The sequence below is a fragment of the Corynebacterium sp. EPI-003-04-2554_SCH2473622 genome, assembly GCF_001665955.1.
Lineage (GTDB): Bacteria > Actinomycetota > Actinomycetes > Mycobacteriales > Mycobacteriaceae > Corynebacterium > Corynebacterium pseudodiphtheriticum.
In genome coordinates this window covers 1-18849 of sequence record NZ_LZMN01000069.1, presented here as the reverse complement: position 1 = coordinate 18849, position 18849 = coordinate 1, and the positions used below count along the sequence as shown (strand labels likewise).

Genomic DNA, 18849 nt, shown 5'->3' with positions numbered 1-18849 from the left:
ATGACTGGATAAATGATGACCGGATCAGTGCACACGATCGCACATGATTTAGGCATCGTGCGCAGGCTAATTTGTCCCGTAGGAAAAGCCCCGAATGAAAAATTAAGGAGAACACAATGGAAACCGTACGTTTTTGGTTTGATGCTTCCTGCCCGTTTGCATGGCAGACTTCTCGCTGGATGAAGGAAGTCGAGAAAGTCCGCGACGTGCAGGTCGAGTGGATGCCGTTTTCTCTGTCTGTGCTGAATGAGGGCGCAGATATTCCGGCCGATTATGCCGAGATGATGAAGGCCAACTGGGGCCCAGCCCGCGTTGCTGCCGCGTTGAAAGATCAGCACCCTGACAAGGTTGATGCCTATTACACGGCCTTGGGCACCTTGATTCATAAGCAGGGCAACGGTGGTCAAAAAGGCTATGGCGCTTACGACGATTTGATTGTGCAGGCTTTGCAAGATATCGACGCCGATGTTGAGCTGGCGAAACTGGCAAATAGCGACGAGGTCGATGAGCAGTTGCGCGCATACCACCAGCAGGCCATCGACTTGGTCGGTAATGATGTGGGAACTCCGGTAATGCAATTGGGTGATGCGGCGTTCTTCGGCCCAGTTATTACCCGTGTTCCAGAAGGCGAAGAAGCCGGGGAACTTTTCGACGCTGCGCTGCGTTTAGGACAGTACCCATACTTCTTCGAACTGAAACGTTCCCGAACCGAAAACCCACAGGTGTAACTATGTTTGGTACTTTTATTACTTCTCTGATCATCGCTGCTCTGGGCGGTGCCGCTGCCTTTTATTCTTGGCGGCAGAATGCCCTAGTGGCTTTGATTTCTGCAGGCGTGTGTTTGCTTGCGTCTGTAGTCGCCGTGATCACCGGCCTGGCTTCTACCGTGGCCGTCGTGTTCAAGCTTTTGCCGTGGCTGCTGCTGGCGTTGGGCATTTGGTTGGTCTACCGCATGATTACTAACCGCAATTCCGATGCGGGGGCAGAGACTCCAGTGCGCTAAACACTCGTTCTCTTCGGGTGTGCACCACGCCATGCCTAAAAATTTAGCCGTCTGGTTTCTGCCAGGCGGCTATTATTGTGTGTATGCGCGTTTATCTTGGAGCAGACCACGCAGGTTTTGAGACGAAAAACCTGATCAAAGAACACCTGAACAAAGCTGGCTATGAGGTGATTGATTGCGGTGCGCACACCTATGACGCCGACGATGATTACCCAGCGTTTTGCATCGACGCAGCTACACGCACCGTTAATGATCCGGGCTCGCTGGGCATCGTACTGGGCGGTTCTGGAAACGGTGAGCAGATTGCCGCGAATAAGGTAGAGGGCGCACGCTGCGCACTGGCGTGGTCGCCAGAAACCGCACGCTTGGCGCGTGAACACAACAACGCACAGCTGATCGGTATCGGCGGACGCATGCACTCAGAGGAAGAAGCACTGCAGATCGTCGATGCTTTCTTGGATCAGGAATGGTCGGCAGCGCAGCGCCACCAGCGCCGCATTGACATTTTGGCGGAATACGAGCGCACAGGTGTAGCCCCAGAAGTGCCAAGCGCCGAATAACTGAGGCTGCTCATGGAGCTTCCCGTAGAAAATAAGTGGCACCGTACAGACGACGGCAAACAAATAGCAGGAGTCTGTGCAGGCGTAGCGGAAACGTACGGGGTCAAAGCCGATACTGTGAGGTGGTGCTATGTCCTAGCTTGTCTGGTAGGGGCCCCTATGATCTTCGTGTATCTATTTCAGTGGCTGGCTTACCCCAAATGGTAGATATTTGCTTTAGCTCAGAATTTGTTGTCAGCTAAAAACTCCAAGCACCCCATTGTTGGTTCAACAATGGGGTGCTTGCTTAGCTTAGGCCTTGGTTTTAGAAGTCGAAGCCGAGGTCAAACAGGCCGCCGTCATCGCCGCCTCCGAATAGACCACCGCCGTCGTCCATACCTGCATCGTCCATGCCGCCCATGTCATCCATTCCATCCATGTCGCCGCCATCTGCGCCGTCCATACCATCGGCCCCGTCGGCACCAGCACCATCTAGGCCTTCGCCAGCCCCAGATTCAAAATCTTGAGCACCATAGCCAACGCCTGCCATTCCGGAAAACATCATGGAAAACATCATCGCCGAGCTCATGGCCCAGACGCCGGTAAGCAGTGCAGGTTCCCACCAGCGTGTGGAATACCAGCCAGCTGGTACCGGACGCCCAGCGACTTTGCCGCCAGGGTAGTAGTGCGGGGCATCATCACTGGCTTTCGGCGAAGCAATGATGCGCTCACCTTCGTGGTCAATCTCGCGGCGCTCGGTTACCTTGCCAGCATTGCGTTGGCCTTCCAGCGGTGGGATCTCCGGACCGGTAGACATGCCCATGATCTCGCGCGCCGCGTTGGCATAGTGCATACCTTCGAGTGCGGATTCGCGGGCCAAGCGGGCTTGCTTCACGGTGGTGGCAGAAGATAGCGCCGAGGCTGCCGCGTTGTGGCGCTCGGAGGCATCAGACATGGCTTGCTTCGAGGCGGTATCGGTGCCGTCGATGCTGTAGACCTGCGAACCTAAGCGGTCGATCCAGCGCTGTGCGTCGGCACGCGCGTCGTCCAGCTCATTCTGGTTGTTTTGTTCTATTTGCTTCTTGTTATTCCGGCTTGCTCCGAAGTAAAACGCGATACCGATGGCCAGAATGATGACGAAAATTTCCATGCTTACTCTCACTCCCAAAATGTTTTGTCGCCATTCTAACGATTCTGCGCGGCAGTGGTTGTGTCTGCGCAGAGGTGGTGCCAGTGATGATGTGGTTGCACCAGTGGGGTTATGGTGCTGAGCGATTTAAATAGGCGATTAATGGGGCATAACTGCTGGAAAGAGGAGGAGTTTGGCGCTATCGAGATTATGTTGTAGGCTATTGAATGCACCGCAAAGGTGCGTGGGAATGTCGTATAGTGGCTAATACCTCAGCCTTCCAAGCTGAAGACGCGGGTTCGATTCCCGTCATTCCCTCCACGTAATCCCGTGGGGCTGATCGCTAGTAACCTAGTAGCACTGAGAAAATCTCTGTAGAGATATAAGCACTCAGTTGTAAGATCAGTCTCACGGGATTTTTCTGCTGCCAAATCGGCGTAGGCTGGAATGCTGTTGAACAATTGCTCATAAACAGTGCATTCCAAGGAGCTTTGACTACATGTCGAAAACCTACGCAGATTTCCTTATCGACACCCTCGCCAAACAAGGCGTGCGCCACATTTACGGCCTCGTCGGTGACAGCCTGAACCCCATTGTCGATGCCGTTCGCCGCCACAAGGACATGGAATGGATCCACGTCCACAACGAGGAATCCGCAGCTTTCGCCGCTGGCGCAGAATCCCTCGTTACTGGCGAACTCGCCGTGTGCGCCGCCTCCTGTGGGCCGGGAAATACCCACCTGGTGCAGGGGCTTTACGACGCCCACCGCAACGGCGCCCGCGTCCTGGCACTGGCCACCCACATCCCGAGTGAAGAAATTGGCACCGGCTTCTTCCAAGAAACCCACCCACAGCAGGTGTTGAAGGAATGCTCCGGCTATATCGAAGTCGCGCATTCCGCGAAGCAAGGCCAGCGCATCCTGCACACCGCTATCCAGAATTCGATTGGCAACAAACAAGTATCCACGCTGGTGATCCCCGGCAATATCGCGGCGGAGAAGGTCGATGAACCGGTGAGCGGTGGAGTAATCGCCCGCAAGAAAGGGCAGATGATTCCGGATGCTGCTGACGTCGACAAGCTTGTTGCAGCCATTGATAAAGCAGAAAAGATCACGCTGTTCGTCGGTGCTGGTTCTGCCGGTGCGCACGACGAGATTATTGATCTAGCGACCCACCTGCACGCCCCCATCGGCCACGCGTTGGGCGGCAAAGAAGTTATTCAGTATGACAACCCTTACGACGTCGGCATGTCCGGCCTGCTGGGCTACGGCGCTTGCTACGATGCCTGCCAGGATGCGGATCTGCTGCTGATGCTGGGCACGGACTTTCCATACGTGGACTTCCTGCCAGATGGCTCTGATGTAGTGATCGCGCAGGTTGACAACAACCCGGAGCACCTGGGGCGCCGCGCGGTACTCAGCCACGCTATCTGCGGCGACGTGCTACCAACCGTCAACGCGCTGCTGGAAAAGACGAAGAAAAAGACTGACCGCTCGTTCCTGGATGACATGCTGAAGAAGCACGAGCGTGAGTTGAGCCAAGTGGTGGAGGCATACACCAAAAACGTCGAGAAGCACACCCCGATCCACCCGGAGTTCCTCGCCGACCAGATCGATGAGCTGCTGGACGACGACGCCGTGGTCACCGTCGATACCGGAATGTGCAACGTGTGGGCGGCTCGCTATATTAACCCCACCGGCCGTAACCGCGTGATTGGTTCCTGGAAGCACGGCACCATGGCCAACGCGCTGCCGCAAGCCATTGGCGTGCAGCAAGCAGACCGCAACCGCCAGGTGGTCAGCTTCTCTGGTGATGGTGGCTTGGCGATGTTGATGGGTGAGTTGCTGACGGTACGTCGCAACAATCTGCCGGTGAAAACCGTGGTCTTTAATAACTCTTCGCTGGGCATGGTGAAGCTAGAAATGCTGGTCGAAGGCATGCCGGAATTCGGTACCGACCACGATGGCGTTGATTACGCCGGTGCTGCCGAAGCCCTGGGCATTCCTTCCGTGCGCATCACGGACCCGAAGAAGGCGCGTCAGCAGCTAAAAGAGGCCCTGGAGATGGACGGTCCGGTGCTGATCGACGTCATCACCGACCCGAATGCGCTGTCCATGCCACCAACACTGGAATTTGATCAGCTCAAGGGCTTCGCCTTGGCAGCTGGCCGCACTGTGCTTGACGGTGGCGTGGGCAAGATGCTGTCGATGGCGCGCTCTAACCTGCGCAACATTCCGCGTCCGTAAGCACACTTCGCGTTCTAGCGGTGCGTTGCCAGAGCGCGTAGGAACATAATCCCGTATTGCGGCGGTGACGCACGATCTGTGCTTGCTGGGCTGTTTCAAGGCGTTGTTTGGTGCCCATGCTGTTTAACGTTTCAGCTCGGACGCGAGTTCGACGGCCTGGCGGATAGCCCGTGCCGCGTCTAGCTCAGCGGCAACATCCGCGCCACCAATGACGTGCACGCGGGAGCGCTGGTCCTCGGTTAAGCTCTCGAAGTCTGCTTCGATGACTGACTCTTGGCCGGTGCATAACACGATCGTGTCGACGTCCAGCACGGTGTCGGTGCGGTTATTTTTCAGGTCGTCTTCCAGCTCGGCGACCTTAGCTTTATCTCCCGCCTTCTGTGCCTTCCGGATAGCCTTGCTGGTCTTGGCCGCGTCGTTGACTGGCACGTTCAGGTGCAGCCCGTCGTTGTCGATCTTCATATAGGCAACACCACTGACCTGTTTTACTCCGGCCGCGGCCACGGAAATACGGTGCACCCAACCGGTGGTGCGGTTGAGGCCCAGCCCCTGCGGGGAAGGTTTGCGTTGCAACATCGTGATCTCACGTTGCGCCCGTGGCGGGTGCGGGCGTTCCAGATTGCCAGGTAGATCTGCACGGCGGCTTACACCCCAGGCAGATTCCCATTCGTTGATGGTCGCTGGTGTGGGCTCGGCTGTGATATCTGCGGACGTTGGAGCTTCCACCAAATACTCTGCAACATCGAAACCGATACCACCTGCACCAGCAATTGCCACCTTGTTGCCTGCCTGTTTGGCGCCGGACAACAATTCCGCGTAGGTGATGACGTCGACGTCGAACTCGCCGGCCATGGCCTGTTCGATGCCCGGAATCTCCGGTATGCGCGGGCGCACGCCAGTGGCGATCACTACCTCGTCGAAGCCTGCAGCGAAAGCTTCATGCGCGGTCATTGGGGTAGAGGCGGTGATTTTTACATTCTGTGCATCCAAACGGGCAAGTACTGACTGCAGGGAATAGTGGAACTCTTCTTTGCCCGGGATCTGCATAGCCAAGCGGAATTGCCCACCGACGGTATCGGCAGCCTCAAATACCTCGACGGAATAGCCGCGTTTCGCCAAAGCTTCAGCACCAAATAGGCCAGCGACACCGCCGCCGATGACCGCTGCTTTCGGGGCAGCCTTTTCCGGGTACGCCTTACCGGCAGGCTCGCCAGCACCAACGTGTCCACCGTTGATCGGCTGCAAGGTCAGTTGGGTTTCGTAGCCCGCGCGAGGGTTAACTAAACAGGTTGCGCGTTTGTTTTCAAAAACATGGTCCAGGCAGGACTGGTTACACGCAATGCAGTGGTTGATCTGGTTTGCGTGGCCAGCTTGCACGCGGTTGATGAATTCTGGATCCGCCAGCCACGGCCGGGCCATCGAGACGAAATCGGTTTCTACGCCGGTATCGTCCCAGGTTCCGGCCAATACTTGTTCGGCGACTTCTGGCGTGTTGATGCGGTTGGATGAGACCACCGGAATATTGACGTGCTTTTTGACTAGCGCGGTGGCCCAGCTGAAGGCTGCGCGGGGCACGCTGGTAATGACCGTCGGCACTTGAGCTTCATGCCAGCCGATACCGGTGCTGAGCATGTCGACGCCTGCTTCTTCCAAACCACGTGCGAGTTCTAGAATTTCGGTTTGGGTTTGGCCTTCTTCGACCAATTCCAGCATGCTCATGCGGAAATCAACCAGGAAATCTGCGGGCACGGCTTTCCGCACTGCCCGTGCTACTTCCAAGGCGAAAAGGCTGCGTTGCTGGCCCCAGCGGTCGTCGCGTTGGTTGGTGCGTGAAGAGAGGAATTGGTTAATCAAATAGCCTTCTGAACCCATAATCTGTACGCCGTCGTAACCGGCCTGTGCGGCGAGTTTGGCGGCATTCGCGAAATCTTGGACGGTCTGGGCAACTTCTTCGTCAGAAAGCGCACGAGACGGAAAAGGGCTGATCGGCGCCTGGGTGGCACTGGCGCTGACTGATTCCATATGGAAGGCGTAGCGGCCAGCGTGCAGTAGCTGTAGAAACGCCAGGCTGCCGTGCTCGTGCACGGCAGCGGTGACTTGCTTGTGTGCTTGCACCATTTCGTGATTATTGAATGGTTGTGCATACGGGCTTAGCACTCCCAGCTGGTTTGGGGAATAGCCGCCAGTGACCACAGCTGCTGCGCCACCTTGTGCGCGTTCGGCGAAATACGCAGCTAATTTCGGTGCATTCGCTGGGTCGTCTTCGAGGCCGGTGTGCATTGACCCCATAATTGCGCGATTACGGAAACGCTTCTTGCCGACGGTGATCGGAGCGAGTAGTCGCGAATAGTTGTCGTTGGGGGAACCAGGTATGGCACTAGGCGTGGTGTTGATTGCAGAGGAAGCCAGGGGAACGCTCGCAGATTGTGTCATAAATAACACTGTAGCGTGTGTTCTGCATAACAAAAACCCGCCAAGGCTCCTGATGGCTATGGGATAGGCGACCCCGGCTGTGCGGGACGAAAATAAGGCGGGTAGACTTTGTGGGCGTGTTCATGTGCACTTGGTGCACGTGAGTGGTCACGGGGCGTAGCGCAGCTTGGTAGCGCATCTGCTTCGGGAGTAGAAGGTCGCAGGTTCAAATCCTGTCGCCCCGACAAATGGGGTCCAGGCTGTGAGTGCTTTGGGCCTCTGTTTAATAAAATAATTACTAGCACTATCCCTCGATGAGAAACCAGGAGAGTTACTCGTGAAGACAACCGTCGACAAGCTGAGCGATACCCGCGTGAAGCTCACCGTGAATGTCCCATTCTCTGAGCTCGACAAGGAAATCGATGCAGCCTATAAGGCCATTGCGCAGCAGGTGTCTATCCCAGGTTTCCGTAAAGGTAAAGCGCCTCGTCAGCTGATCGACGCGCGTTTTGGCCGTGGCCCTGTTTTGGAGCAGGTCGTCAATGACATGCTGCCGGTTAAATATGAACAGGCCATGAAGGAAAATGACATCAACCCAATCGGTCAGCCTGAGGTTGATATCAAGCAGATTGAGGACAATGAATTCGTAGAATTCACTGCTGAAGTTGATGTCCAGCCAGATATTGAGGTTCCAGACTTCTCCAAGTTCAAGGTCTCCGTTGCTCCGCTGAAGTCCGTGGATGAGGCTACTGATGAGCAGATCGATCAGCTGCGTGATCGTTTCGGCGAATTGAAGGAAACCAAGCGTCAGCTGAAGACCAACGACTTTGCAGTCATTGACTTGTCTGCAGAGATCGATGGTGAAGAAATTGAAGACGCTAAGGTTGAGTCCATGTCCTACCAGATCGGTTCTGGAAACCTGGTCAAGGGATTGGACACCGCTTTGCGTGGAATGAAGACCGGCGAAGACAACACCTTCACCGCGAAGCTGCAGACCGGTGAGCATGCTGGCGAGGAAGCAGAAGTTTCCGTGCACGTACAGAAGACCCAGGAACGTAAGCTGCCTGAGTTCGACGATGACTTTGCACAGATGGCTTCGGAATTCGATACTGCCGATGAGTTGCGTGAAGCTATCCGCACGCAGGCTGAAGAATCCGTGAAGGCCCAGCAGGCTGCAGAAATCCGCGACGAGGTGCTGAAGGCAGCTCTGGAAAAGGTCGAATTCGAGCTTCCAAAGACCGTGGTCGACGACCAGGTGCACAACCAGTACCACCAGGTACTTGGCCAGGTTGGTGGCGACGAGAAGGCTCTGGCTCAGCTTTTGGAAGCACAGGGAACTTCCCGCGAGCAGTTCGACAAGGAAGCGCGGGAATCTGCCGAGGATTCTGTACGTACCCAGTTGTTCTTGGATGCGGTTGCCGAGCAGGAGCAGCCGGAGGTTTCCCAGGAAGAACTCACCGAGCACATCATGTTCACCGCTCGTTCCTACGGCATGGAGCCAGGACAATTTATGCAGCAGTTGCAGCAGGCTAACCAGCTGCCAAACTTGTTCGCTGATGTTCGTCGTGGCAAGGCACTGGCGATGGCTATCTGCAATGTCCAGGTAGAAGATACCGACGGCAATGCTGTTGATCCAAAGGACTACTTCGGTGAAGAAGAAAACGCTGAAGGTGCCGAAGCTGCCGACAACGCTGCAGCGACACAGGAAAATTCCGAGGAGAAGTAATCTCTCTCGGTGACTTTCGGAGCATATGATGCTTCGAAAAACCACACCCGCCGGGTTTGGCTAACGTAGCTGAGCTTGGCGGGTTTTGCGTAGGTGCGGTGCATGTAAACGCTGACAGCGAACACAGCTGACGGGCCTACGGACGGCGAGTACGCTGGTGTCATTGAGTACGACGACTAACAGGAGTTGGAAACACTAATGTCTGACAAAATTACGAGCGAGGCAGGTTCGACGGGCATGAACCTGGGCGACTCTGTCTACGAGCGCTTGTTGCGTGAACGCATTATCTTCCTGGGTACCCAGGTGGACGATGAAATCGCCAACAAGCTGTGCGCACAGATTTTGTTGCTTTCCGCGGAGGATCCAAACCGCGATATTTCTCTTTACATCAACTCCCCAGGCGGTTCTGTAACCGCAGGCATGGCTATTTACGACACCATGAAGTACTCGCCGTGTGACGTGCGTACGTACGGCATGGGGCTGGCAGCTTCCATGGGGCAGTTCTTGCTCACTGCCGGTGCACCGGGCAAGCGCTTTGCTTTGCCACACGCGCGCATCATGATGCACCAGCCATCCGCCGGTGTTGGTGGTACCGCCGCTGATATCGCGATTCAGGCAGAACAATTCGCGCAGACCAAGCGTGAGATGGCACAGCTGATTGCGGAGCACACTGGCCAGACTTTTGAACAGGTCACCAAGGACTCCGACCGTGACCGTTGGTTCACCGCACAGCAGGCTTTGGAATACGGCATGGTGGACCATGTCATTTCTGCTGCTCAGGGCGGCACTGTTACTAACTAAGCACGAACCACGAACCAGGTAAGAGGAGAACTACTTTCATGTTGAACCAATCCCAGATGCCAACTTCGCGGTACGTGCTGCCGTCGTTCTTGGAGCATTCCGCGAACGGCACGAAGGAAACTAACCCGTATAACAAGCTGTTTGAAGAGCGCATCATCTTCTTAGCGTCCCAGGTTGATGACACCGCAGCTAACGACATCATGGCGCAGTTGTTGGTTCTGGAGTCTCAGGACCCCGACCGTGACATCACGATGTACATCAACTCGCCAGGTGGTTCTTTCACGGCTATGACGGCGATTTATGACACCATGCGTTTTGTCCGCTGTGATGTGCAGACGGTGTGCTTGGGTCAGGCTGCTTCTGCGGCGGCATTGCTGCTGGCTGCGGGCGCACCAGGCAAGCGCGCGGCGTTGCCGAACTCTCGTGTACTGATTCACCAGCCTGCTACGCAGGGCACGCAAGGACAGGTCTCTGACTTGGAGATTCAGGCTGCCGAAATTGAGCGTATGCGTACTTTGATGGAGCGTACTTTGGCAGAGCACACCGGCCGGAGCGCAGAACAGATCCGCATTGATACTGACCGTGACAAGATTCTGACCGCGGAAGACGCCGTGGAATACGGAATTATCGATCGTGTCTTTGATTACCGCAAGGCTAATCACGACTAAAATCTGCCGATCATTCAATTTCGGCTGTACCTGCACGACAGCACCCTTCCGATCGTTTCTCGACGGGAGGGTGCTGCTGCATTTTGGCCAACACGCTTTTGGGGTAGTAGATCTTTGCCTGTATTACGCACCTGAGACAACCCATGGGTGTTACACTCAAAAAATGGGGGTAGCTGTGGTGTCAGCCGTACTCGTAGATTGCTGTGAGCACCTCTAAACTCTGTTGGGGGCAATCATTTCACCAGCGCCGGTTTCCGTGAACCAAAAACCGGACACGATGATCCGCCTAATACACACTTAGAGAAACGACCACACAAAGGCACAGGGCAACAGGTATGACACCTTCTAGTTCCAAGACCTATCGTTTAGCGATTGTGGAAGACCACGAACTCACCCGGCAAGGCCTAGAGGCCATGCTTAGTAGTTATTCGGATTTCACCGTTATCGCCAGCGCACCCAGCGTGCCGCAACTTCTCGGTGTCTTAGGTAAAAAGAAGAAAGTCGACTTAGTTCTGCTTGATCTTCGCTTATCGGATGACAGTCGACCGGTAGAAAATGTGGAAAAGATCGAAGAGCTCACCCCGCATATCGTTGTGGTCTCGTCCTTGGAAAGCCCATATTTGCTGCGGCAAGTACTCAGTACCAGCGTCGCGGAAGTATTGAGCAAAACACAACCATCGGAAGAAATTGTGGCCGCTATTCGTCGCACTCTGGGTGGGTGCCCGACGATCTCTACGGAAATGGCCGCTGCGATGGATAGCGATCCTTTACTTGAATCCGTGGACCTTTCCGATAGACAGCGCGAAGTCTTGGAATTATATGCTTCGGGTGAGCCAGCGAAGCGAGTCGCTCGTTTGACTGGATTGAAACAAGACACGGTTAACGATTATTTAAACCGCGTTCGGCAGAAGTACTCGAGCGTCGGACGCGATACCTTTACGAAGCTGGATTTATACCAGCGTGCCCAAGAAGATGGATTCTTACCCGGGCCGACTGACCCGCACTAACACTCGCATTTGGGCGCTTCGTAATCTAACCGCCGAGAGCCAGGATTGCGCGGGGGCTAGCAGGTTTTCAGCCGTCTTAGACCTCCGGGAATGGCACCCGGGTAATCCCAGTACTGTCGGTGGTGATCGTGGCGAAATATTTGCGCCCAGGCGGCAAAATACGGATGGTTACTTTGTCTGTTCCCGCGAAGTTCAGACGCTCCAGCACCAAAGGCACAAGCCGTTCCAGCGCGGCGCCGACATCTCGGCCATCGGATTTACGGCCGACCATGCTGGAATCGCGTTCACTCCGATCATCCAGCAGCAATACCGTAGCGCCGGCTTTCCGTGCATCCCAAGCAGCAGTTTTTATTTCGGGGCGATCCAGTAATGGCGCACGCAGCATGTCGCGGATCGCTAATTCTGTTAGGCGGGCCCTTTCCCGCAACAACGGTGGGGGAGTCTGGAAATGCTGCACAGCTTCAAACACCGGCGCCGCGTGCAACTCAATGCGTTCATGCCAATGTCTGTGCACTAACTGAATCTGCCGTACCCGTGCCGCCTCTGCATAGGCGGTGCGTTTTTCCATACGCAGCCGGGGCAGGTTCTTCAGCAAAGTGTTGGTTGCAAGAAAAACCACCGTGGCTGCCATGACGAGATTTACCTGCACCAAAATATCTGCCAGAGGTGGGCTGGCAATTGCACCGGCGCTGAGCAAGGTGCAGGCTTTCATTAACGCCGCGCTGGCAACGAAGCAGCCGGCTCCCCACAAGATTTGCCCGCGCAAAATCAGAATGCAGCAGAGCAAGCTAATGATCGACAACGCCCACAAATTTTCTCGGCCAGCCGCATAATCGACGCGCTGCAACATGCTTAACGGACCTAACATAAGAAAACCGGCCGTGAAGACGAAGCGTTTGGTGCCGTCAATATGGGGTGAGCTGTCTAAGACAAGCAGGGCTAAAGTAGCAATGGCGACGGCGGCTGCTGGGATCGCCATCAGGAACTCGCCGGAGTTCACCCACACTGCAGAAACGATGCTGATGACGGCCAGAATTAGGTATGGCCAAGCCCATGATCGGGAAACTTGTGCTGGCTGCAGTAGCTGTTGCTCTAACTTTGCGGCTGTGAGCTGATCTTCGGAAGAATCATTTGCTTGTGCTGCCACGCGCTCATTGAATTGGGATTCTGCGGTGCGCAAGCACCAGCGCACGGTGACGGTTGTGCCGTTGTCAGGCGAAGAGACAATCTGGGCATCGCCGCCATCAATACTGCGCATGCGGTGCAAAATCGATACGTTGATGCCCGCCCGTTGCGGATTACGCGTTGCCATATCGAAACCGCGACCGTCGTCAGAAAATTCAAAAACCAGCTCACCATCGGTGATGTTGATAGCGCAGCTACGTTGACACGAGTCGCCAGCATGCTTCCGGGAATTACGTGCAGCTTCAGTGACAGACAAACGGATGGCTTCGGCTGCAGAATCTTTGATCGTAGAAAAACCAAGGTCGGAACTCCCATTGTGTGCGTCTTGCCCATTGATTGTGATGGAGCAATTTGGGGTGAGATCCTGCACGCTGCAGGTGACGTCGGCAAGTAATTGTTGCAGCGTAATGTCTTCGCCAGTCGCGGGGCGAGAAGGCAACGAACGTACGGCGTCGGCCTGCATATTTTGCCCGCGGGCGATGGCTGAGAGCGAACCCAAAATATGGTCATGGACCAGACCATTGAGGCGTTTGCGCTCGGCAATTGCTGCATGCTTGGACTCGGATTCAGCCAAAGAATCCTGCACCTTCTGTTCAGTCTCGTCGATAGTGCGTGCAACGCGCATCAACGTAACTGCCCCCAGCACAAACGGAATCAAGTTCATGAGTACCGCAAACCCTGTGATCGCTAACAGCTCTGGAATACTCGTGCGCCCGTAGACGAGGGAATGTAATGCACTGGGGAAGACCTGAATCAAGATTGCAACCAGTACCGCTCGTCTAGTCGGGGAGAGCAAAACCACACTGATGGCCAAAACGCCGGTGAAATCGGTAAACCGCAGCACCGCAGGACCCAGGTCGGGCATAGTGTAATACGCCACAGGAAACGCCAGGGTAGCTACCAACAGCACGATTGCATTTGTATACAGGGAATAACGCAACCAGACCAGCTTGCCGACGATTGCCGATACCAGCATGAAGATCCCGCTCAGGGCCAACCCGATACTTATGAGGTAGCCGTACCAGTCGCCGATGTAGTTGGAGCCATAGGTGACGTATTGCAATCCCAGGTAGACCAACAGCGCGACCGCCATTGCGGCGCAGCAGATTCGTAGGGTGGTGAGTTCGACGGAATCGTCGCCCATGGCACGCCGGATTCGCCGCAAGAGCGTAGGCAAAAAACGTGCATCGTGTGCAGAGTGTGCATCGTGTTCGATAGAAGCAGTGTCGGCGGCAGAAGCAGCACCAGCAGCAGAATCAGTGCCGGCAGCAGGGCCAATATCGAAAGCGGTGCGGGGAGTAGCCATACAGTAAGTTTTGCATCATGAGTTCGGACTGGTGGCATCGGCTCTACCATCGTGTGGCTACCAGCGAAACGGTGCATGGTGATTACACTAGAGACAATAATCTGGCTGCCTTGTGGCGCCAGAAATATCCTCACGCACCTGTCCACGACCGCGAAACGAGAAGTACGTAAAAGATCCTATGGCACGTATGCAAGAAAGCGCTGATCTGCTGAAGTGTTCCTTCTGTGGGAAGAGCCAAAAACAGGTGAAAAAACTCATCGCCGGTGGCGGTGTGTATATCTGCAACGAGTGCATTGAACTGTGCAACGAGATCATCGAAGAAGAAATCGCTAACGAGCCGGGCGCACAGGAATCCGACGATGCCAAGCGTCTGCCACGGCCGTCGGAAATTTCTGCGTTCCTGGATAACTATGTCATTGGCCAAAACCAGGCCAAACGCATCCTGTCGGTGGCAGTTTATAACCATTACAAGCGCATGCGCGCCGACGAATTTACCCACAGCGGTGCCGGTGGGGGACAGAAAACCTCGGGCTCGAAATATGGCGGGCGGGCCGATTCCATCCATGCGGATGAAGAAGTCGAGATTGCGAAATCCAATATCTTGATGTTGGGCCCTACCGGTTCGGGCAAAACCTACCTGGCACAAACGCTGGCACGCATGCTGGATGTGCCATTCGCGATTGCGGACGCTACTTCGTTAACGGAAGCTGGCTACGTCGGTGAAGACGTAGAAAATATCCTGCTGAAGTTGTTGCAAGCTGCCGATTTTGATGTGGAGCGCGCGCAGCGTGGCATTATTTACGTCGACGAGATTGACAAGATTTCGCGCAAGAGCGAAAACCCTTCGATCACCCGAGATGTGTCAGGTGAAGGCGTGCAACAGGCGTTGCTGAAGATCTTGGAAGGCACGACCGCTTCCATCCCACCGCAGGGTGGGCGTAAACATCCCAACCAGGAATTTATTCAGTTGGATACGTCCAATGTGTTGTTCATTGTTGCGGGCGCTTTCGATGGCCTGGACAAAGTAATCGCGGAGCGCGTCGGCAAGAAAGGTTTGGGCTTTGGCGCAGAGATCGACTCCCGCAAAGACACCGACAACGCGGCGTTGTTCTCGCAGGTGCGTACCGCTGATCTGGTGAAATTCGGCCTGATTCCAGAGTTTATTGGCCGCCTTCCGGTGGTAGCTACGGTGGAAAACCTGGATCGTGCATCGTTGGTACAGGTGCTCACTGAGCCGAAGAACTCGCTGGTTAAGCAGTACCGGAGTTTGTTCGCTATGGACGGTGCCGAGCTGATCTTCGACGACGACGCCTTAGGGGAAATCGCAGATTTGGCGATTGACCGCGGCACTGGTGCCCGTGGCTTGCGCGCGATTTTGGAGGACCTGTTGGTTCCCGTGATGTACGATTTGCCGGATCGGGAAGACATCAACCAGGTGGTTGTCACTGCTGCCGCGGTACGTGGCGACGATGAACCCGAACTGCGTTATTCCGAAAACATGCAATCGGCATAGCAAGCACCAGTCCTAGCGCAAAACCATGCCCGGGCTGGGCTCGGACTATCCCCTGGGGTAGGGGCTCAGATTGCGGCCTGCAGCTAGGGCTAGGCTGTGGCTGGGTTTAGTCCCAGTACACCCCGAGCCCGCCACCGTCGTGTTCTTCGTCGCTGGTGAATAGATAGGATTCGTGCTCGGAATCTTCGATATTCGAGGTCAAAAACGACAACACAGCATCGATGACGAGTCGCCGAATTCCCACCGAATTGCTTGCTGAAAGCGTATCGACCTGGGCAGTTGTGGCCATCAGGTGCCGGTGATTGAGCCGGAACAAGCTCAGCGAGATGATTATGTAAAACACATCGTTGGCAGAAATACCGGGCCGAAACGCGCCGGCTTCTTGGCCACGTAGCAATACCCGGTCCAGGTGTAGCCCAAGCTCCGATGATTCCATCATGGTGGTGGTAGTTCCGGTTTCTAGCACTGGGTGTAGGGAATCTGCGGCTAACAAGGCGACAGCCTCGCGGTGCGTGTCTAACTGGGTAAACAGGGCGGAGACAATGTGTGCCATGCATTCTGCGGGCACAGGTGAATCGACATTGAGTGCTTCTGCCGGGGGCGTAATCGCTTCCATGCAGGCTGTGATGGCCTGGGCATATAACTCGTGCTTGTCGACGTTTGTTTCGTTACTGGCTGGTTTTTCCCGGGCTATTTTGTCACCCGCCACCCCGGTTGCGTCTGCATTCCCTTCGGCAGCTGAATTCACGAGCCACGAAAAATCTGCGTGCTCGTAACCATTGCGGAGAAATTCGCTGATGATGGCAGACAGCTCTGCGGAATCGTCGCGATTATTCATGCGTCTCCAAAGCCAAGTTATCGATCAAACGTACCGGGCCTACCCAGGCTGCGGTCAAGGCTAGCGCTGGGCGGGTATCGGCAGGAACGTCCCGTAGATTTGCTGGGTCGACAACACGGAAATAATCTAGCTCCACCCCTGCGCAACTTGCTAGATGGTCTCTAGCTGCTTCTACGCTAGTGAATTCGCCGTCGCGAAGCCCAAATAAGGTTTGAGATAGGGCTTGGGCAGCGCGTCGCTGTGGCGCGCTTAAGCGTAAGTTGCGACTGGATTCTGCCACCCCGTCTACACCGCGCACTATGGGAAGACCGTGAATAGTCACCGGAATATCCAGATCCCGCACCATGGCTTGGATTATCGCCAGCTGTTGGGCATCTTTGCGCCCGAAATAGGCCCGGTCTGGCTGGATGATCTGAAACAGTTTGGCGACGACGGTTGCGACTCCATCAAAATGTCCAGGCCGGGAGGCGCCTTCTAGAATCTCGCCCATGCGGCCAGTGCGTACCCAGATTTGTGGGTGCTGGTCTGGAGATGCAGAAAAACCCGGGTACATTTCGTCGACACTGGGAGCAAAGACCGCATCGACGCCGAGCGTGCGTAGGAATTCTGCGTCTTGTTCCAGGTTTCGTGGGTAGTTGCGGTAGTCGTCGCAATCACCCAGGTCGGTGAACTGCAGTGGGTTAACGAATACTGATGCGACGACGATGTCGTTGTCGGCGCGTGCGGCGCGCACCAGACTGGCATGCCCGTCGTGCAGTGCGCCCATCGTGGGAACCAAACCCACCGTGGCAGTCGAGTCGGCTGTGGAAGCTGTGCCCACCGTGGGAGCCGAGCGTGCTTTTACGCAAAACTCGCGTACGTCAGAGATAGTGTGGAAGACCTGCATTTAATTCTCGTCACTAAATGATTCGGCGTCATTCGGGAACGTACGGGCTGCAACATCCTCGCGGTAAGCGCGAGCACCTTTGCGTAGCTCGTCGGCAAGATTGGCGTACTGGCGCACGAATCGCGGCGGCGTTCCAGTGCCCAGACCGAAGGCGTCAGTCCAGACCAGGATCTGGCCGTCGCACTCGTTACCTGCACCGATGCCGATGGTGGGGATAGGGCAGTCACGGGTGATCTGAGCAGCTAGTTGGCTGGGTACCATTTCCATGACGACGGCGAAAGCCCCCGCTTCTGCCACTGCCTGGGCGTCTGCGTGTAGCTGCGCGGCGGCCTCACCACGGCCTTGTACCCGGTAGCCGCCGAGCGCGTGTTCGGCTTGCGGGGTAAAACCAATGTGTGCGCACACCGGAATGCCGGCGTCGACAAGCGCTTTGATGGTTGGAGCTATTTCCACACCACCTTCGATTTTTACCGCCTGCACGCCGGCTTCTTTCATAAACCGCACCGCGGTATCCACGGCTTGGGCTGGCGAAGTTTCGTAACTGCCAAAGGGCAGATCGGCGACAACGAATGAGCGGCGGGTAGAGCGCACCACCGCAGCGGACAGGCTGATGAGCTCCTCGGTGGTGATCGGCAAAGTGGAGCTGTGTCCGAACACGACGTTGGCCGCGGAATCTCCCACCAGCAGCAGATCAATCTCGGCGTCGTCGAAAATGCTGGCGGTGAGGCTATCGTAGCTGGTCAGTGCAGTGAAAGGGGTGCCGTTGGCTTTTGCGCGGGAAAAATAATGGGTGCGCAGACGTTTTGCAGGGAGAGACGGTTGGGTAGACATAGGCCGGATTTTAGCAGTGTGGCGGATTATTACTGGGGATCTGCTGGGCAACTCCTGTAGCGCTGCGGCCCAGGTTGCGGGTGGGCGCTAGAATAGGCGCCGTGATGACGGAGAACCAGCAAAACCCAGATGACCGTAATTCCGCAACCGATGCCGCGCCGGGTCGCGACCGTAGCGATCTGCTTGCGAAGAACTGGCAGCCAGGCGAGGTAGAGAAAGATCTTTACGACGCTTGGGAGTCGAAGGGCTATTTCCGCCCGGACGAAGATGCGGACAAGCCTGCTTATTCCGTGGTTTTGCCGCCACCGAATGTCACCGGGCAGTTACATATGGGGCACGCGTTGGATCACACGTTGATGGATTCGATTATCCGTCGCAAGCGCATGCAGGGTTTTTCCACGCTGTGGCTGCCGGGCTCGGATCACGCAGGCATTGCTACCCAGACGAAGGTGGAAGCGAAGCTGCGCGAGCAGGAAGGCAAATCTCGCTGGGATTACTCGCGGGAAGATTTCATTGCCAAGGTTTGGGAATGGAAGGAAGAATACGGCGGCACCATCCAACAGCAGATGCGCGCGATTGGTGATTCCGTCGACTGGTCGCGCGAGCGCTTCACCCTGGATGAGGGGTTGTCGCGCGCCGTGCAGCACATTTTCAAGCAGATGTTTGACGCCGGCATGATTTACCGCGCGCACCGCTTGGTTAACTGGTCGCCGGTGCTGGAAACAGCGGTCAGTGACATCGAGGTCGTACACAAAGACGT

General features: G+C 55.8%; 17 protein-coding genes and 2 tRNA genes. 13 read left to right on the top strand and 6 right to left on the bottom strand.

Going from position 1 to position 18849, the window contains the following annotated elements:
- Positions 1-116 precede the first annotated feature (116 nt).
- The 4 genes from A5774_RS07630 to A5774_RS07615 all read left to right on the top strand — a co-directional run bounded on the left by A5774_RS07630 (position 117) and on the right by A5774_RS07615 (position 1770).
- Positions 117-728, top strand: coding sequence for a DsbA family protein (locus A5774_RS07630; RefSeq protein WP_064834176.1), 612 nt, complete (start codon positions 117-119; stop codon positions 726-728).
- A 2-nt stretch (positions 729-730) separates the two neighbouring features.
- Positions 731-1003, top strand: coding sequence for a hypothetical protein (locus A5774_RS11540; protein WP_021353172.1), 273 nt, complete (start codon positions 731-733; stop codon positions 1001-1003).
- Between the two features lie 83 nt (positions 1004-1086).
- Positions 1087-1563, top strand: coding sequence for a ribose-5-phosphate isomerase (locus tag A5774_RS07620; protein ID WP_021353173.1), 477 nt, complete (start codon positions 1087-1089; stop codon positions 1561-1563).
- Positions 1564-1575: 12 nt separating this feature from the next.
- The gene (locus A5774_RS07615; protein WP_021353174.1) at positions 1576-1770 is read left to right on the top strand and encodes a PspC domain-containing protein; all 195 of its coding nucleotides are present in this window, start codon (positions 1576-1578) and stop codon (positions 1768-1770) included.
- Positions 1771-1867: 97 nt separating this feature from the next.
- On the opposite strand, the gene A5774_RS07610 is transcribed toward A5774_RS07615, so the two are convergent.
- Positions 1868-2692 (bottom strand): hypothetical protein, encoded by an 825-nt coding sequence (locus tag A5774_RS07610; protein ID WP_064834174.1) that lies wholly within the window; start codon positions 2690-2692, stop codon positions 1868-1870.
- A 225-nt stretch (positions 2693-2917) separates the two neighbouring features.
- Between A5774_RS07610 and A5774_RS07605 the strand changes: the two genes are divergently transcribed.
- Positions 2918-2992: transfer RNA gene (locus A5774_RS07605), tRNA-Gly, on the top strand.
- A 178-nt stretch (positions 2993-3170) separates the two neighbouring features.
- Positions 3171-4916 (top strand): pyruvate dehydrogenase, encoded by a 1746-nt coding sequence (locus A5774_RS07600; protein WP_064834172.1) that lies wholly within the window; start codon positions 3171-3173, stop codon positions 4914-4916.
- A 123-nt stretch (positions 4917-5039) separates the two neighbouring features.
- Here A5774_RS07600 and A5774_RS07595 read toward each other — a convergent pair whose 3' ends face one another.
- Positions 5040-7349: an NADPH-dependent 2,4-dienoyl-CoA reductase gene (locus A5774_RS07595; protein WP_064834170.1), complete on the bottom strand. Its 2310-nt coding sequence runs from the start codon at positions 7347-7349 to the stop codon at positions 5040-5042.
- A gap of 150 nt (positions 7350-7499) precedes the next feature.
- Here A5774_RS07595 and A5774_RS07590 point away from each other — a divergent pair.
- The 5 genes from A5774_RS07590 to A5774_RS07570 all read left to right on the top strand — a co-directional run bounded on the left by A5774_RS07590 (position 7500) and on the right by A5774_RS07570 (position 11530).
- Positions 7500-7573, top strand: a tRNA-Pro gene (locus A5774_RS07590).
- 92 nt (positions 7574-7665) lie between these two features.
- On the top strand, positions 7666-9054 hold the full coding sequence (gene tig, locus A5774_RS07585; RefSeq protein ID WP_027018018.1) for a trigger factor: 1389 nt from the start codon (positions 7666-7668) through the stop codon (positions 9052-9054).
- A gap of 198 nt (positions 9055-9252) precedes the next feature.
- Positions 9253-9855 carry an ATP-dependent Clp protease proteolytic subunit gene (locus tag A5774_RS07580; RefSeq protein WP_023018287.1) on the top strand — a complete coding sequence of 201 codons (603 nt, stop codon included), beginning with the start codon at positions 9253-9255 and terminating at the stop codon, positions 9853-9855.
- 38 nt (positions 9856-9893) lie between these two features.
- On the top strand, positions 9894-10523 hold the full coding sequence (locus A5774_RS07575) for an ATP-dependent Clp protease proteolytic subunit (protein WP_021353592.1): 630 nt from the start codon (positions 9894-9896) through the stop codon (positions 10521-10523).
- Positions 10524-10858: 335 nt separating this feature from the next.
- Positions 10859-11530, top strand: coding sequence for a response regulator transcription factor (locus A5774_RS07570; RefSeq protein ID WP_064834168.1), 672 nt, complete (start codon positions 10859-10861; stop codon positions 11528-11530).
- Positions 11531-11606: 76 nt separating this feature from the next.
- Here the strand turns inward: A5774_RS07570 and A5774_RS07565 are convergent, their stop codons facing one another.
- Positions 11607-14021, bottom strand: coding sequence for a sensor histidine kinase (locus A5774_RS07565; RefSeq protein WP_064834166.1), 2415 nt, complete (start codon positions 14019-14021; stop codon positions 11607-11609).
- Positions 14022-14199: 178 nt separating this feature from the next.
- Here A5774_RS07565 and clpX point away from each other — a divergent pair, with 178 nt between their 5' ends.
- On the top strand, positions 14200-15534 hold the full coding sequence (clpX, locus tag A5774_RS07560; protein ID WP_064834164.1) for an ATP-dependent Clp protease ATP-binding subunit ClpX: 1335 nt from the start codon (positions 14200-14202) through the stop codon (positions 15532-15534).
- Between the two features lie 106 nt (positions 15535-15640).
- Here clpX and A5774_RS07555 read toward each other — a convergent pair whose 3' ends face one another.
- Genes A5774_RS07555 through panB form a run of 3 tightly spaced genes read right to left on the bottom strand, consistent with a single transcriptional unit; the run spans position 15641 to position 18089 of the window.
- Positions 15641-16372, bottom strand: coding sequence for a hypothetical protein (locus A5774_RS07555; RefSeq protein ID WP_021353596.1), 732 nt, complete (start codon positions 16370-16372; stop codon positions 15641-15643).
- Positions 16365-17258, bottom strand: coding sequence for a pantoate--beta-alanine ligase (gene panC, locus A5774_RS07550; RefSeq protein WP_082936155.1), 894 nt, complete (start codon positions 17256-17258; stop codon positions 16365-16367). Before panC ends, A5774_RS07555 begins: the two co-directional genes overlap by 8 nt.
- Positions 17259-18089: a 3-methyl-2-oxobutanoate hydroxymethyltransferase gene (gene panB / locus A5774_RS07545; protein ID WP_064834162.1), complete on the bottom strand. Its 831-nt coding sequence runs from the start codon at positions 18087-18089 to the stop codon at positions 17259-17261.
- Positions 18090-18193: 104 nt separating this feature from the next.
- On the opposite strand from panB, the gene A5774_RS07540 reads away from it, so the two are divergent.
- Positions 18194-18849, top strand: a 656-nt coding sequence (locus A5774_RS07540; RefSeq protein WP_156519580.1) for a class I tRNA ligase family protein, incomplete at its 3' end; no start/stop codon positions are given.

Excerpts from the sequence above, each read along its gene's own strand:
- A5774_RS07610 (WP_064834174.1), bottom strand. The coding sequence starts at position 2,692 with ATGGAAATTTTCGTCATCATTCTGGCCATCGGTATCGCGTTTTACTTC.
- panB (WP_064834162.1), bottom strand. The coding sequence starts at position 18,089 with ATGTCTACCCAACCGTCTCTCCCTGCAAAACGTCTGCGCACCCATTAT.
- clpX (WP_064834164.1), top strand. The coding sequence starts at position 14,200 with ATGGCACGTATGCAAGAAAGCGCTGATCTGCTGAAGTGTTCCTTCTGT.
- A5774_RS07595 (WP_064834170.1), bottom strand. The coding sequence starts at position 7,349 with ATGACACAATCTGCGAGCGTTCCCCTGGCTTCCTCTGCAATCAACACC.
- A5774_RS07565 (WP_064834166.1), bottom strand. The coding sequence starts at position 14,021 with ATGGCTACTCCCCGCACCGCTTTCGATATTGGCCCTGCTGCCGGCACT.
- A5774_RS07580 (WP_023018287.1), top strand. The coding sequence starts at position 9,253 with ATGTCTGACAAAATTACGAGCGAGGCAGGTTCGACGGGCATGAACCTG.
- A5774_RS07630 (WP_064834176.1), top strand. The coding sequence starts at position 117 with ATGGAAACCGTACGTTTTTGGTTTGATGCTTCCTGCCCGTTTGCATGG.
- A5774_RS07555 (WP_021353596.1), bottom strand. The coding sequence starts at position 16,372 with ATGAATAATCGCGACGATTCCGCAGAGCTGTCTGCCATCATCAGCGAA.
- A5774_RS07620 (WP_021353173.1), top strand. The coding sequence starts at position 1,087 with ATGCGCGTTTATCTTGGAGCAGACCACGCAGGTTTTGAGACGAAAAAC.
- A5774_RS07600 (WP_064834172.1), top strand. The coding sequence starts at position 3,171 with ATGTCGAAAACCTACGCAGATTTCCTTATCGACACCCTCGCCAAACAA.
- A5774_RS11540 (WP_021353172.1), top strand. The coding sequence starts at position 731 with ATGTTTGGTACTTTTATTACTTCTCTGATCATCGCTGCTCTGGGCGGT.
- A5774_RS07575 (WP_021353592.1), top strand. The coding sequence starts at position 9,894 with ATGTTGAACCAATCCCAGATGCCAACTTCGCGGTACGTGCTGCCGTCG.
- panC (WP_082936155.1), bottom strand. The coding sequence starts at position 17,258 with ATGCAGGTCTTCCACACTATCTCTGACGTACGCGAGTTTTGCGTAAAA.
- A5774_RS07615 (WP_021353174.1), top strand. The coding sequence starts at position 1,576 with ATGGAGCTTCCCGTAGAAAATAAGTGGCACCGTACAGACGACGGCAAA.
- A5774_RS07570 (WP_064834168.1), top strand. The coding sequence starts at position 10,859 with ATGACACCTTCTAGTTCCAAGACCTATCGTTTAGCGATTGTGGAAGAC.